This window comes from Cytobacillus sp. FSL W8-0315, from assembly GCF_038002905.1.
Lineage (GTDB): Bacteria > Bacillota > Bacilli > Bacillales > Cytobacillaceae > Cytobacillus > Cytobacillus pseudoceanisediminis.
The window spans coordinates 369960-384085 of the sequence record NZ_JBBOOC010000002.1 but is presented as its reverse complement, the minus strand read 5'-3'; the positions used below and the strand labels follow the sequence as shown (position 1 = coordinate 384085).

Sequence of the window (14126 nt, the reverse complement as noted above, 5' to 3'; positions counted from 1 at the left end):
CAATTTAATATCTTCTATCCTCCACTTTTTCACACTATCATACTTTCCTATCGCCTTAGTCATTACAAATTGATAATTGGTTTTGATATCTTCAACCGTATTGTAGGTAAGGTACACTTTATCCTTTTCAATTCTGAATTCCTTAAGATCCAGAACAGCATTTGGTATCCATTCAAACCCTTTGCCATTAAAGCCAAAACCACAAGGGCAGTTCCCTGCTTTGTCTGTTGTAAAGTAACCTTGCCCATCCTTAAAGGCCATAAATTTAGTTGCTTCCTGAAATGATTGTGAAGCCTTGTAGGATTCAATCGTACTTAAAGCGGCAATAAACTCTTTATATTCACAGCCCTGGCTTAATGTCATAATGAGTAACTTGTTCACTTTTATTAAGTTTTACACTAGAAATTCCAAAGGAATGTCTCAATTTTGAAGACATTCGTATACACGCTAGCGGCATCACCTTCCGTGCTAAATGCGCAGCAAATGTATGGCGTAAGGTATGTGGTGAAATGTGAGTACCCAGTTTTTTGGTATAGCTTTCAAATTTTACTTGGATGGTACGCGGACACACCGGACCTGTGCCTTTTGAATTCACAAAACAAATGGGAGTGCGTCCCGTGCATCTTAATAGGCTCTCAGATGTTCCGCACACTCTCGTGTAAATAGCACAATCCGCTCTTTTTAGGTTTCCCTTTTGGTACTGTTATCATTCGTTCCTGGAAATTTATATTCACCTTTTTCATGTCTACTAACTCCATAAGGTGCTCATTCGTGGCATAAAGCATTTCAATTACAGCTTTCTCCTCTGGCTACCCTTTTACTAACAGCTGAAACAGTTCATCCTGCTGTAGGTAGCGGGGTAATTTGTCCTCCTCTTCTGGAAAAAGAATGTTTTTCACTGGATTTTTAGCAAGAAAGCCTTCTTCTGTGCAGTACATAAAACAGCTTGATGACAGCGAGCTTACTTTCACAGTCATAGCCTTTATATTCTTGATTCTAAGGATGACATGATAATACCAGGAATCTCCTGAAAACAAACTTTTTAAAAATGAGCTAGTGTTGGTAAACATAATGCTTAAATCAACATTAACTCTGCCATCCATATTTGAAAAACCTATTGGAATTGCTGCTAATATTAACAGAACTAATATATTAATTGAGATTCTTATTAATGATGTCATGAATCTCCTCATAATATTAAATTTAAAAGCGGAGGCTTACGGAATGCTGCCCTGTTTCTGACATAAGAAAAGGTCAATACACAGATATGTATTGACCTCAGACTGGATACACGCTAAAATGCATGTCATTAACACTAATTATTTTCACTAAAGTATTTATCCTTAAGGTTCATCGATTGGGCTTCTAAGTTAAAATTAGAAAATTTGTATAAAATATAGTTTGTTACATCTTCCTCATGGGTAGACAGGATTATTTGCTTATCATGAAAATCATTTCTTAACAATTCAATAAATGAGGATATATTAATATCATCCATTGTTTGTAATGGATCATCAATTAGTAGAGTAGATAACCCTTTATTTCCATAAACCTTATTTAATGAAAGTGTTAAAGAAAGTATACTCGCTGATAACTGACCTGAACTCATAAAATTTGATATGTCGTGATCTTTATTTGGGTGTGTAATAAATCTTATTATTTTAGAGTCACTTTCTTTCATAAAGATACCAAGACCTTGTTGATGACTTTGTAGAATTTTTGCTGAATATATATAAAATACTATTTCAATATCCTTCATTATTTTTTTCCAGTAGGCTTTAGTCTTACTAGAGTAATCATTAATGATTTTCGATAAATCATTATATAATGCATCATACTTTGATTTTGTTTCGATTATTTCAGCCAATTGTTTTTGAAGGTTTTTTTTCTTTTCAAATATATTATTATAGTAACACTGATTAATATAGTTAATTTTTTGATCAATAAATTCAAGTTTACAAGCCTCAACTAAATTTGACTCATTTAAAAAATATCTTTTATAAATAGAATTAAATAGCATTAAGTCATCTGAACTAATTTCATTTGTTATATGTTTATAATTTGAAGTTAAAATATCAATTAACCGAGTCTTAATTTCCTCTAACAAGATGGGTTCTATGTAATCATTACTTTTTCTTAAAACTGAGCTCAAGTCAATATTTTTATCTAAGAACCACTTTTGTAATTCTTCCACTTTGCTCTGTTCATTTTGAATCTGGTTCATTTGTTTAAAATTATTACTACTAATTATTTCATTATTCTTAGTTGTAAAATATTCATTTATATTGTTGATAATATTTTCTATTTCTTCTGAATGTAATTTTTCCAGGCTGTCATTAATTTTGTTTGATGTATCATCTAACAAGCCTTGAAGAAAATCCTTCTTTTCTTCAAAAACCTCAACTAATTTATCAAACGTTTCCCAATCTGCACCACAAAGTGGGCATTCACTATCTTTAATATCGGAATGATTACTATGATGTTTTTTATAATTCTCTACAAACCCTTCCCTTAAATTCACCAGTTCTAATAAACTTGTTGAAGTTTGAGATGAATTTTTCTCATAGGTAATAAGTTCATCAATCTTATTTGTAATACTTCTAAAGCTATTCTCAGAAACTATAATAAAATCTGTGTTTGTTTGGAAATCAATTAATTTTTTAAAGTTTATTTCTTTCCACTTTATCATAAAACTTGATATTTCTAGTTCTTTTGCATACCCATAAATTTCTACCTGTTCATTGAACCTGTCAATAAGTGTAGAAATGCTGGAATTTTTGGATTTAATCACAACCAAGTCAGTGATTAAATTTTCTTCCTCCAAAAATCCTTTTATAACATGGTTTTCTTTCTCAGCAATGTAATCAAAAAAAGAATTTAAAAATCTCTTAATATTATCTAATTCTGCTATGTATCTTTCTTTTTGAACATGGTTTTTAAATGATAATTCCTTTATGTCCCAAGGTGCTAAGGGCTTTAAATTGGGAAATAGACATGAGTATTCACTGTTATCACCCTCATTATTTTTTTCTGTATTTAGTTCTCCGATAGATGTGGACAACTGGTTAATTGTTGTACTTAATAGACTCCTTTTTGTGTTAACTTTCGTTCTTACTTCTTTATAGTATTTTTCATCAGCTTGTTCACTCTCAGTATTAAATAAAAGCGATATTTGATTTAATCTATCACCTTCATTCATTCTAAGAAAAAATTTATTTTCTTCCTGTTCTATGTAATAGACCAAATTAAAAATATTTTTTACGTCCACTCCAAACTTTTGTATAATATCCTCGTAATTTGTTATTAAATTTCCTTCAGTTAAATTATCATCAAAATTTGACAATAGATGTGTTTGAAAAATATCAAAATCATCTGGGGAATTCTTTTCAGTATTAAAATTTGCCTCTATTCTTTTTACAACTGTAAAATTATTTTGTCCTGATTCATTTACAAACTCAACTTTTAATATACTTTCCATAGATTTATCATTTTGTAGCAATAATTCCTTATAACTAGTTCTACCATCTGATTTTTTTATTCGTTTTAGTCTTCCCGTCAAAATCAGTTCAATAACATCAAAAATTGATGTTTTTCCAAACCCGTTTGGACCATCTAAGACAGTTAAATTTTTGCTCTTTAGCTCAATAGGTTGTGTTACACTATTAAATAGTTTGAAGTTCCTAATATATATTCTATTAATATAGTAACCCAAATTAGTCCACCTCCTCTTCCTTATAGAGTTCAATAAGACTCTCTAAAAGAGTATCATCTTCAATTTTATTTTCTCTAAGATAGTCCAATTTTTCTTTCAAGTTAAGTAACTCTTTATTTTTTAAAGAGGTTTCTATTACTTCACTTAATGAGTAAACAGTTTTCTCCTCATTCATAGGTACTTTGAGAATAGGTATTTTTATAAATATATTAGTTATAAGTTTATAAACACTATTTATATCTGGATCTAGCTTAAAAACCTCAAATAGTTGAACGTTGTTAACTATTTCCTCTAATACGTTTTTTATGCCTTTCTCTTCAATAAGGCTATTATATTCTGTAATAAAACTTGTTAATTGCTCTTTTGAATATGTAAGAACATACTTTTTAAAATAGTAAGCATCCTCTTCAATGTTTAAAGAAAGTTTATTATTTTCATTAGATGATTCTATGCATATTAACAAAGATGTGTTTTTATCTATATCAGGATCTTCCCCAAAAAACTCTTTTAATAAAAAAAAGTACTTTGCTTGATTTTTTATTATATCTTCAATTTTATTGTCATTAGATAAAAAAAAGACAAGATAATAATTCTTTCTAAACAAGTCCCTTGCAAAGAAACTATTTTCTAAAATAGTATCGCCTTTATCTACGTATGAGTAATCTTTAGACTCGTAACCAAGTTCTACAAATAGATTTTTTATTATGTCACAAAAATTAGCATTTGCCATGGTTTTTTTCACCTCTTATTCTACACTCGTTTATATCAATTAAATTGATATTTTTAATATCCATAATGTGATGATGTGCATCTTCATTTTTGTATTCTTTAAAAGAGGTAGTTTTGTGCACATAGTCTTTTAATGGTTTATTGATATTTCCAGTAATAATATTATCTATTTTATAAAGTTCTTTATAAATTTCTTTATTCTCTAAAATATTTACTGCAATGTCACTTATAGTAGCTTCAATTCTGGCATTCATTTGCTGCTTGTAAAAAGTCGATGGTAGGGAAGTAAGGTCAGGAAATGGATGAACTATAGTTGAAGGTAAGAAGTGATGATTATTTATATTAATTAAAAAATCTTCACTCTTAATATTCTCATGAAAATCTACTAAAGATTGAAACCATGGGTAATGCAAGAAATTAGAATTGACCAATTCACTAATTGAAATAAAATCTCCAGTAAAATCTACTCTCACATGTGGATTTATTTTATGACAGAAAAGTAAAAACTCATCGTCCTTAAATTCTGTATATGTATATTTTATTAAGTCAAGGACTTTATTAAGACCACTTTCAAGTCTCCTACACTCTATTATACTTTCCTGATCGTCAGCCTGAATTTCGTAGGTTTCTTGAATAAATTGTTTCTGTTGCGAATAATACCTATTAAAATTACCCATAACCTTGTCTTTTAGATAAAACACATAATATTCAACGGGTAATTTTTCATATTCTTCATTTAAAACCTTAACAATTTCACTAAAATTTATTTCTTTATTAAAATATTCAACATCGTTTTGTCTGTTGTAATGCCTCTCATTTACATGTTTATCTATGGTACCTAATAGGTTCACAAATGCACATTCTACATATTTAGTTAAAATACCCCTTTCCCGTAAGTCTTGCTCTTTATCAATAAATTTATAATATTCAACTATTTTTTCTTTAACCTTATTTTCTACTTCCAATAAACTACAAAAGACGTTTCCATCTGCATACCGATATAGTGAAAACTTCTTAAATGCTTTATCTAAAAGATCCCTTTCTTCGATATATTCAAATAATTCCAATGGGCTCTTTTGAGTTGTGGACTTTGAGCTGGAGGGTTTGGAATATGAGGTTAACACCGTTTTTAAACTCTCAGGATTATCTATAATACCTGAAGCAGAACTTATAATATCAGCAGTATGTAAATAAGACTTCTCAACAGTTTCATAATCTTCGTAAACCGATTTACCTAATAGTAACCATACTGCATCCTTATAGCTACTTAATGACTCAGGACCGTAGGATTTAACTTGATGTATTTGAAGATAGTTTGTATCCTTAATAATAGAAAAGTCCTCCAGATATTCAAATTCAATTTTATATTGACTTATATCTTCAGTACCTTTAATACAGTTAATTATATAATCTATAACAACAATAAGTGCTATTTTTCCTTGATAACAATATCCATTCCAACTATGCGTTGCGTCAAATTCGACTCTTTTTATTGCAACTTCATTTCTATCAATCATAATAATCCTCCTTAGGCTACTACTATATCAATAGTAACATTTTACCAATTAAATAAAAACTAAATATAAGACAAAATAAAAAAAACTACTTCCTTAAGCAATAGAGAAGGTTTGTTTAATAATTTTGAATTCCTCTGTATAACTCTCCTCTATTTTCAAAATAAAGCCTCTTAATGAATGTGCGCCGCTTCCTAATTAACAATCTCTTTGGATATGAGATACTTTTTTTTGAAGGTTGGACTAATTTAGCTAAATAAATTTATGTTTTTCTTATTTTTTCTAAGACTGTCAAGAGTATATAAATAACTAAAATTGAGATAAACACTATTAAAAAGCAATTAGTTATTAAATCAAAATCCAACTCATTTATTGTATTAATAACTTCACCATTTTCCCCTATTCGTTGCATTTTCCAGCCATTATAATCAAGAGTAAAGAACGAAATTATTAAACCCAAAATTAAGCCACTAATAAGCGAAACCCAACCTTTTTTCATTATAAAACTTCCGCCCCCCTTTTTATAATTTATTTTACCATAATAATCCAATACCTTATTGAACCAACCTGCCCTTAACTCAATATAGGATTAACGCACCTAAAAAATAAGGGGTTACATAAGGTTTATGACAAATTTTAATAGGGGATAATTTTAAATAGGGGCAAGGTTCACCCAGAATTCAACTCAAAAAAACTTGCTCCAAAACCCAGTCAATGAATGTAATTTTCTCATAATTTATATGGGTATAAATCAAAAACAAATTGCCAGTTGTGAGCCGCAAATTATTTGCGGTGTTTTTTCTGTCTCTTGTTCAACAAACCTGCCCTGTTTGTTGCATAAGAAAAAGGCACCTGGCCTGACGTAGCATTACCCTTATGTTAAAATCACAACATTTTTCTAAATGAATAGCACCATTTATCATAATCTAATTTGTCTTCGTAAAAACGATGAGCATTGTTTCGCTGAATACCAGATTCTAATGCCACATATTCAGCACCATTTTCCTTTGCCCAATTATGTATAAATCTTAATAATTTCTCTCCAAATCCATATGATCGGTATGCTTTATCTGTTACCAAGTCATATATATATACGTGACGTTTATTATAAAAGTTAACTCTCCAACTTAAGCCAGCTAAGGATACAATTCGATTATCTTTATATAGAGCATATAAAAAATACCCATCTTTCCTCATTTCTTCAAGTAAGTCCAGATATGTCTTTTCAGTCAAATCAGTTCGTAACTGTTTCATAATCGGAAAGGCTTCTAACCATTGTTTCTTGTCTGTTAGCTCTTGTATTGTTTCTACTTCTGAATTATTCACATTAACGCTCCTTAAAATTATTATATTATTAATATTTAATTCAATTTTGAATTCCATAATTCCTTTTTCAATAAACCTGCCCCGTTTGTTCAAATAAGAAAAAAAAGCTGCCGAAATGACAGCCTTGTTCAATAATTTTTATTAGTTTTCATTTTTCACGACTAGCTTATTATAATTTTGATTCGATTTTATATCTTCTATTTTAATTCCCTTATAATATTACCCTAGTATTTCCTTATATTTCCTTCCTTCTGTTGCCATACTATTTGCCCCATATTGACTCATACCAACTCCGTGTCCATAGCCCTTAGTAGTTATTTGTATATCATTACCATTTAGTTTTATGCTAAAATCTGTGGATCTTAAACCTAAAGCATCCCTAAATTCGGCTCCGGTAAGTTTCTTTCCACTAATATTAATTGTGGACACTCTTTCGCTAGAGGTTCTTTGAACATCAATCTCATTTGAGATTTTAACTCCTAACCTGGATTCTATTTCATGATTTGAAAATGTATTTGTTTTAATAAAATCAGGGGAAGCTTTGTCCCATGGACTAGGGACACTTCTTAAGAACGGAAGCGATGCAGTCCAGTAATCCTCCGAATTTTCCGTATACCCATTACTTATAGCAAAGAAAGAAGCGTCAATAAGCTCACCATTGTATGTCATTACCAATCCTTGAGTTTCGTTAACTGCTTGTGTTATTTTTTTTATATTTTTTTCATAATTATCGTTTTTCCACATTTCTTTCAATTCATCCTGATTTCTATAGACTTGTTGTAATGTGGAATCTGTAATATCAGCCCCTTGTGGCAAGTCACTTTTGTTTTCTGTCATTAAGAACTTCATAATATATGTTCTTGCACTAATAGCTTGTGCTTTTAATGCCTCCATTTCGTAATTTGCTGGCATCTCTGATGCTAATACCCCTTTTAAATACTCTTCTAAATACACCTTTTCAATTTCTTTATTATTCATTCTAAATACTGAGACGGTAATGTCTTTACTGCTGCTTTTTGTACTGTTTGCTGGTTTGTTTTTTGGTAAGGTATCTGAATTCGTAGTTTGAGGAAGTTCGGATGATATAATTTTTGTACTTGTTGCATCCGTACCAAAAGCTATTACGATTAGAGAAGGGATACAAAGAACGAAAATAAGAAATGAAATGATAATTATAGATACTGGTCTCATAAATACCTCCCATATTTATATACATAATTAATATGGGTTTTGGACAAGCATTTAGAACTTCTTTTAGTAAAATATGTATTATTATGGAAAATTCTTGTTCGACAAACCTGCCCCTTCGTATTATAAGAAATCAAAATCCCTACTCATCCGAGAGGGGCTTTAATTACTTCTAGGACTTATTTTCATAGCTCTTTTCCTTTTTAGGAATGTAGCGAATCTATATATCAAAAATTGCATTTAAAGAAAGAACAATAATCCATATAATAACAATTACTACTCCAAATGCCCCGAATTTATTATCATCACTCTTTTTTGTATTTTGATTTTTTATCATTCTATATATGCTTTGAACTTTACCTTGCTTTTGTTTACTATTTTTAATTCCGTGTACCATTGATTTTTTTCACCCCTTCAAAATCAATAATTAATCAAACTGTCAATAAATCATCTTTATATACATCAAAAAGAACTATAATAATTAGTAGAGCAAAAAAGACAACTTTTGCATAAGAGATGAAAATGAACATAGTAACACCTGATATATTTTCTAGAAAATGAATATAAGTTAATAACATTAGTCTTTCATTTAAATAAGAAAGTGAATAAAAACTGATGAAACCTATGCTTGTTATAATGTAAATGTTCCGCATTAAGTTTTCCTTATTTTCTCCTAGAACACAGACAATTCCAATTAAAGTAAGTAAAACCCAACTACATAAAATCCAGAAAAGAAAAAATGTGTCATAGCTCAAATCACTTTTATATTTATCATTCCAATGAAAATCAAAAAAATATTCGCCAATGTCATGGCTACCCAACTTCTTGATACCAAATAATTTATTCTTCTCCCGATTAATAGTGTAAATAATCCTGTAAGAATTGAAAAACAAGGAACAATCATCGTATAAAATGCATAGCTGTTTTGCATTTCATTCACAACTTCTTTATAAATTCCAATTAATGAAATAACAAAAAATAATGCAATAAGAATATATAGAACAATACGCTGATTTCTATTAATCATACTGACACCTCATATTTAAAAGCTACCATATAGTATATAAATAAAACAAAGTAAGGGGGAACTATTAATGAAAAAAATATTAATTTCTACACTTTTCTTATTCTTACTTGTTGGCTGCCAAAACACTGATAACGGAACACTTGATACATCAAAATTAACAGAGGTAGAAATGAATGATGTTACAGATGCACAAAAGAAAAAGATCCCTATCACATATCAAGCTCCTTCTGTTGAAGAAGGAATTTCAGCACTTCCGTTTGAAATAAAATTACCTGACAATCTTCCTTTTGAGGCTCAATCTTTTCAGCCACCTACCATTGATGATATGTCACGTGATGGCAAAAATTTGTTGGTTGAATTTAAAACTTCTTCCAAAGGCAACACCGAAAATCCAGTTATTTTAATGATAAAGGCTACAAATAGCGAAGAAGAATTGAATAGTTCCAATTCGGAAGAAGTAAAATTAAACCACGATGTAGCTGCTTATTATACAAATAAGTCACTATCCTTCAGTAAAGATGGAATTGCATATACTATCACCTATATAAATGATGAAATTTCAAAAGAGCAACACAAAGATGAAATCAAAGATATCGCCAACCAAATGATTTAAAAGAGGGCCGTTTAAGCGGTCTTTTTCTTATGAATTTATTATCATTTTTGTTTAAAGTAAATCTGCCCTTTAGTTTAAACAAAAAAGCCGCCTAGTTCCTGCAACTGATCTTGTACATTTGCATATTGTAGTTGGTAAAATTATATTACCGATTGTCAATTTTTAGTTTTAATTTATCAAGGTATGATTTAAGTTGTTGCTGACTATGTGTACTATAAATCACCTTTTCTTGTTCGAATACAAAATAAGTTGGAAGCTTATTAAGACTAAGTTCAGGATCTGCTCTTTTTAAATAGTCTAATTCTCCAGAGATAAATCCACCCCCAATATTAGCATTTAAATAATCAGGATATATTTCTGAAATTGACGCACTCTGGGAATCAAAGCCTCTTACTGTATAACCACTTTCTTTCGGAGACAAAAGCTCTTGATAGGATACTATTTTCTCTGTCTTTAACTTGGTTATATAGGTTGCCTTTCCTTCATCCCATTCAGCTCGAACAATATAAAACCCAGTACCAATACGATTAAATATGTAATAACTCGACTTCTCTTGCTCATTAGTTCCTTTTTCAATTCCTGGCTCCCATCTGGAAATTGAAAGTTTATCTGGTTTTTCGGAGAATGAAACTTCTAATTCTGAATAAGGATTAATCGATAATGGTTCAAGGCTTTCTGTTGCATTTAAGAGACTTGATTGAGTTAATTTATTTGTTATTTCGGTTCCATTCCACACATAACCGTAAAGAACAAGAGGAGCTTCTCTTCCTTCAACACTAATTTCAGGGATTGGTGGTTTTTCTTCTTTATACAACTTCCATTTATCGAAAATTAGTAAAATTGTTAATGTAATTAGGAATCCTAATCCCCATTTTATTAACATATATTTATTTATTTTGAGCACCTCCTCATTACTAATATTTTACATTTTATGACCAAAAAAAACTACAGCAGTATTAAAAAGACATAGGAACAATAAATTACAAAATTTGAAATTCTAAAATCGAGGCTAATGCTGTCTGGTTCCTACCCATATTTTTAATATAGCTCTATTTAGTTGTAATTCAACCTTACTACCTCAGGTTCTAATATTTATCAATACCCCCCACCCCGTTCAATGAGATTAAGAGCTGTTGAAGCGACTCCTTGTTTAAAAAAGCAGCCGTTCGTGTTAGACGCTTATTAAATTACCTATATTTCCATAAGAAATACAGGCAGACAGAAATTCATCTAACTTGTTCTCAAATATGCGTTATTTCATAAAACTTAATCCTTCTTAACGTTAAATATGATATAATTTTAAAAATGTCCAATCCCTTATATACCAAGGATTTGGACACTTTTTTAACAATGTTTATGAATGCGTTAATTTGTATTATACGAACATTTATTCTTTTTTTACATACGCTGATCATACAGTTCTTTTCTTGCTTCTTGATATAAACGAGTATACAGTTGTGTTTTGTGCGGGCCATTATGCCCTAACATAACTCTTAAACAGGCTAAGGGCAAGGCTGGTTGGGTCTGTAAAGACATATAGAATGCATGTTTTGGAGGGAAGACCTTTGGATCGATTGGAGTTCGACACAATCGCTAAAACATAAGAACAACCCCTAGTTTATAGAGGTTTTTTGTAATCTTTTGTTACTTAATTGCCTTCATTTCCTGTTTATACTTTTTAACAGCATCTTTTGTTTCCTTTTTAACGAATTTATCATCACCATTAAATTCTAATTCTTCATCTTGCCCCTCCAATGGAGCCTTTCCATATATCCCACTTAGTGGAATGTATGTCCCTGGATCAGAACTGCTTTCATCCATGAATAGAATATAATGTTTTCCTTTTTTCATAAGCTCATAGCCATCATTTGAGTAAATGATTTTCTTTTTTCCATCTCCAATGGTATCCGTTGCTGCATTTTCTAATATTGGAATGATACTCGCCTTTGTAATATCATCCCCTGTCGTATTTTTTAATACCTTCTTTACCATAAAATCTGATATGGTGAACCCGCCAATTACCCCTTCGTAACCATCTTCACCTTCTACACCATCTGTAAGTATCGTAGGCTCTTCTTTTGATAATTTTTCACCAACAACTATTAAAGTGGCCTTATCTTCCATTGTTTCTAAGTTCTCAAATACTTCTCTTTTTCCATGTCCGTAGTATTCCACTTCAACAATTGGTTTATTTGAATTTATAGCGAAAACACTTCCAATGGTTACAATAGAAATTAAGCTTGCACCGATAATTAAGCTTTTAAGCTTCATTTGATATGCTCCCCCCGCAATTAATATCTAGCACCAATTCCAGCCCAATCATCTGCAACAGGACGAGTATTATTTAACCACGCTGGTCCTGAAATTTTAGTTGGGGAATCGTAATTGCCGAAGCAGCAGCTAATCCATTAGTTTTTACTGGCACTATTGAAATTTACACTCAGTCTACAAATGCAAAGAAAGGAACTATTTATGTTTCCGGATCCGGTATAGGAAGAATATCTGAGGTTGATGGCATTCCAAGTAGTTTTGGTTTAAAAAGTGGTACAAACTATAGAGCTAGATTTGCTGGGGTAGCAGTTAATGGTGCTACCGGGAAAAAATATTACTCTGATCCTATGGCATACACAGATGGAATAAATTTCATGTATTAAGAATTATTATATAATGAGCTTAATCCTAAAGATTAAGCTCATTTATATTTGAAGGGAGTAATATTATATATATGATGTCTAATATGAATGATCCCAAAGAAAATCTAAGTCTAACAATAGAAGCTCCATATTCTTTAAACTATTTAATTTTCATGCAAAATATTTTTTTAAATAATACTAAAACTGAAGTCGACGATAATAACAGAAACTTCCCTTTTCCTTATTTCAATAGTTCAAATTGGGGAGTTCTAAAGGAAGAAAAATTTGATAGTAAATTTAAAGAAATATGGTCCGAAATCACTTATAAAAATGAGCAAAGTGGTTATGACCACAACGGAATATTAGAACAAGATTCCCGTATATATAAACAGCTTTTTAGTAATAATATCGATGGAGAACATGGATTTCCTGAAAGTATTAAATTATTCCTATCCTGGTGGGGAGGTTTCCATGGGAAGATAGCTATAGAAAGGCTATTTGAAAGTGAGAATGGGCAAGAAGTTTACTTTGATTTCTTAAATGCTATAAATTCAAATAATTATATAATTACAACTAAAAGATTCAAAATAAACCTTATTTACGATAAACAGTTATTAGTTGATACAACTTCTACGTCATCACATTTTGTTTTACCAATTGAAGAACTTTTTATGAACAGAAATAAAATTGCATATAATTTATTGAAAAATTTCAAAAGATCAACATAAATAAATAGAATATAAGCATCTAGCCTAAGAAAGCCTTTTTTGTAGGATTGAATTAACAGGCCAAGTAAGGTATGTTGAAAACCAGGCTTAACGAAAAAAAGCGATAGCACATATGCTTATCGGAAATGCCGTAAGTCCAATAGTTGCTAAAGGATTGGCCAAAGCAATAGAACCATATTTTGCGTCTTAAATCTCATAGGAAAAAAAAGCCTTCACGGTGCGCGAGTATGCTAGGATCATGGGTGTGCCTGACCATTTTCAATTTGCGAATGCCGAGACAACAAACTGAAAAAACCGTCTCATTACGAGGCGGTTTTTAAAAAAATCTACCATATCACTTTATTTATTATCACGATTGGTGGTTTTGTACTTTTCACCTTTGCTATCGTAAGTGACCCATTCACCAACAGGTTCACCCATTTCAAAATACCCCGAACGCTTTATTGTGCCATCAGAACGATACCATTCCCAATATCCCTCAGGCTTATCTTCAATCACTTTTCCTTTTGACCATATTGTTTTTCCGTTTGCATGGTACTTTATAGTGTATCCATCAATAATGTCTAGTTTCTTTTCCTTAACACCGTTTGGATGTATAATTTCACATCTTTCACTTTCCATAACTTACCTCCGATTTCCTTTTCTTCAAAAGACTT

General features: G+C 30.7%; 15 protein-coding genes and 2 pseudogenes. 3 read left to right on the top strand and 14 right to left on the bottom strand.

Features of this window, described 5'->3' with window-relative positions:
• The 11 genes and pseudogenes from MKY20_RS25785 to MKY20_RS25740 all read right to left on the bottom strand — a co-directional run.
• A pseudogene (locus MKY20_RS25785) lies at positions 1-363 on the bottom strand (hypothetical protein); the annotation flags it as partial.
• Positions 341-652 carry a tyrosine-type recombinase/integrase gene (locus tag MKY20_RS28785; RefSeq protein WP_445293109.1) on the bottom strand — a complete coding sequence of 104 codons (312 nt, stop codon included), beginning with the start codon at positions 650-652 and terminating at the stop codon, positions 341-343. The gene MKY20_RS28785 and the pseudogene MKY20_RS25785, both read right to left, overlap by 23 nt.
• A 157-nt stretch (positions 653-809) precedes the next feature.
• A complete protein-coding gene (locus MKY20_RS25780) occupies positions 810-1181 on the bottom strand; it encodes a hypothetical protein (RefSeq protein WP_341004107.1) in 372 nt (123 codons plus the stop codon).
• A gap of 134 nt (positions 1182-1315) precedes the next feature.
• Positions 1316-3712, bottom strand: a complete 2397-nt coding sequence (locus MKY20_RS25775; protein ID WP_341004102.1) for an AAA family ATPase — start codon at positions 3710-3712, stop codon at positions 1316-1318.
• A gap of 1 nt (position 3713) precedes the next feature.
• Entirely contained in the window at positions 3714-4442 is a 729-nt protein-coding gene (locus MKY20_RS25770) for an ABC-three component system middle component 1 (RefSeq protein ID WP_341004097.1), read from the bottom strand.
• Positions 4429-5958 (bottom strand): ABC-three component system protein, encoded by a 1530-nt coding sequence (locus tag MKY20_RS25765; RefSeq protein WP_341004092.1) that lies wholly within the window; start codon positions 5956-5958, stop codon positions 4429-4431. The genes MKY20_RS25770 and MKY20_RS25765 overlap by 14 nt, the downstream gene beginning before the upstream one ends.
• A gap of 259 nt (positions 5959-6217) precedes the next feature.
• Positions 6218-6454, bottom strand: a complete 237-nt coding sequence (locus MKY20_RS25760; protein ID WP_341004087.1) for a hypothetical protein — start codon at positions 6452-6454, stop codon at positions 6218-6220.
• Between the two features lie 386 nt (positions 6455-6840).
• On the bottom strand, positions 6841-7281 hold the full coding sequence (locus MKY20_RS25755) for a GNAT family N-acetyltransferase (RefSeq protein WP_341004080.1): 441 nt from the start codon (positions 7279-7281) through the stop codon (positions 6841-6843).
• 219 nt (positions 7282-7500) lie between these two features.
• Positions 7501-8472, bottom strand: coding sequence for a stage II sporulation protein D (gene spoIID / locus MKY20_RS25750; RefSeq protein ID WP_341004076.1), 972 nt, complete (start codon positions 8470-8472; stop codon positions 7501-7503).
• Positions 8473-8689: 217 nt separating this feature from the next.
• Positions 8690-8866, bottom strand: coding sequence for a hypothetical protein (locus tag MKY20_RS25745; RefSeq protein ID WP_341004075.1), 177 nt, complete (start codon positions 8864-8866; stop codon positions 8690-8692).
• Between the two features lie 354 nt (positions 8867-9220).
• Entirely contained in the window at positions 9221-9496 is a 276-nt protein-coding gene (locus tag MKY20_RS25740; RefSeq protein ID WP_341004071.1) for a hypothetical protein, read from the bottom strand.
• A 67-nt stretch (positions 9497-9563) separates the two neighbouring features.
• Here MKY20_RS25740 and MKY20_RS25735 point away from each other — a divergent pair, with 67 nt between their 5' ends.
• Positions 9564-10109 (top strand): hypothetical protein, encoded by a 546-nt coding sequence (locus MKY20_RS25735; RefSeq protein WP_341004066.1) that lies wholly within the window; start codon positions 9564-9566, stop codon positions 10107-10109.
• A 145-nt stretch (positions 10110-10254) separates the two neighbouring features.
• Here MKY20_RS25735 and MKY20_RS25730 read toward each other — a convergent pair whose 3' ends face one another.
• A complete protein-coding gene (locus MKY20_RS25730) occupies positions 10255-11013 on the bottom strand; it encodes a hypothetical protein (protein ID WP_341004061.1) in 759 nt (252 codons plus the stop codon).
• Positions 11014-11753: 740 nt separating this feature from the next.
• On the bottom strand, positions 11754-12380 hold the full coding sequence (locus tag MKY20_RS25725) for a hypothetical protein (RefSeq protein WP_341004058.1): 627 nt from the start codon (positions 12378-12380) through the stop codon (positions 11754-11756).
• Between the two features lie 454 nt (positions 12381-12834).
• Between MKY20_RS25725 and MKY20_RS25720 the strand changes: the two genes are divergently transcribed.
• Both MKY20_RS25720 and MKY20_RS28780 read left to right on the top strand, forming a co-directional pair.
• On the top strand, positions 12835-13470 hold the full coding sequence (locus MKY20_RS25720) for a group-specific protein (RefSeq protein WP_341004053.1): 636 nt from the start codon (positions 12835-12837) through the stop codon (positions 13468-13470).
• 214 nt (positions 13471-13684) lie between these two features.
• Positions 13685-13759 (top strand): annotated as a pseudogene (locus MKY20_RS28780) (hypothetical protein); the annotation flags it as partial.
• 50 nt (positions 13760-13809) lie between these two features.
• On the opposite strand, the gene MKY20_RS25715 reads toward MKY20_RS28780, so the two are convergent.
• Complete coding sequence (locus tag MKY20_RS25715; protein WP_341004047.1) at positions 13810-14091, bottom strand: hypothetical protein; 282 nt, start codon at positions 14089-14091, stop codon at positions 13810-13812.
• Positions 14092-14126 lie beyond the last annotated feature (35 nt).

Bases quoted from the DNA above. Each gene is read 5' to 3' on its own strand.
- MKY20_RS25760 (WP_341004087.1), bottom strand. From the start codon at position 6,454: ATGAAAAAAGGTTGGGTTTCGCTTATTAGTGGCTTAATTTTGGGTTTA.
- MKY20_RS25780 (WP_341004107.1), bottom strand. From the start codon at position 1,181: ATGACATCATTAATAAGAATCTCAATTAATATATTAGTTCTGTTAATA.
- MKY20_RS25740 (WP_341004071.1), bottom strand. From the start codon at position 9,496: ATGATTAATAGAAATCAGCGTATTGTTCTATATATTCTTATTGCATTA.
- MKY20_RS25765 (WP_341004092.1), bottom strand. From the start codon at position 5,958: ATGATTGATAGAAATGAAGTTGCAATAAAAAGAGTCGAATTTGACGCA.
- MKY20_RS25735 (WP_341004066.1), top strand. From the start codon at position 9,564: ATGAAAAAAATATTAATTTCTACACTTTTCTTATTCTTACTTGTTGGC.
- MKY20_RS25745 (WP_341004075.1), bottom strand. From the start codon at position 8,866: ATGGTACACGGAATTAAAAATAGTAAACAAAAGCAAGGTAAAGTTCAA.
- MKY20_RS25720 (WP_341004053.1), top strand. From the start codon at position 12,835: ATGATGTCTAATATGAATGATCCCAAAGAAAATCTAAGTCTAACAATA.
- MKY20_RS25725 (WP_341004058.1), bottom strand. From the start codon at position 12,380: ATGAAGCTTAAAAGCTTAATTATCGGTGCAAGCTTAATTTCTATTGTA.
- spoIID (WP_341004076.1), bottom strand. From the start codon at position 8,472: ATGAGACCAGTATCTATAATTATCATTTCATTTCTTATTTTCGTTCTT.
- MKY20_RS25715 (WP_341004047.1), bottom strand. From the start codon at position 14,091: ATGGAAAGTGAAAGATGTGAAATTATACATCCAAACGGTGTTAAGGAA.
- MKY20_RS25770 (WP_341004097.1), bottom strand. From the start codon at position 4,442: ATGGCAAATGCTAATTTTTGTGACATAATAAAAAATCTATTTGTAGAA.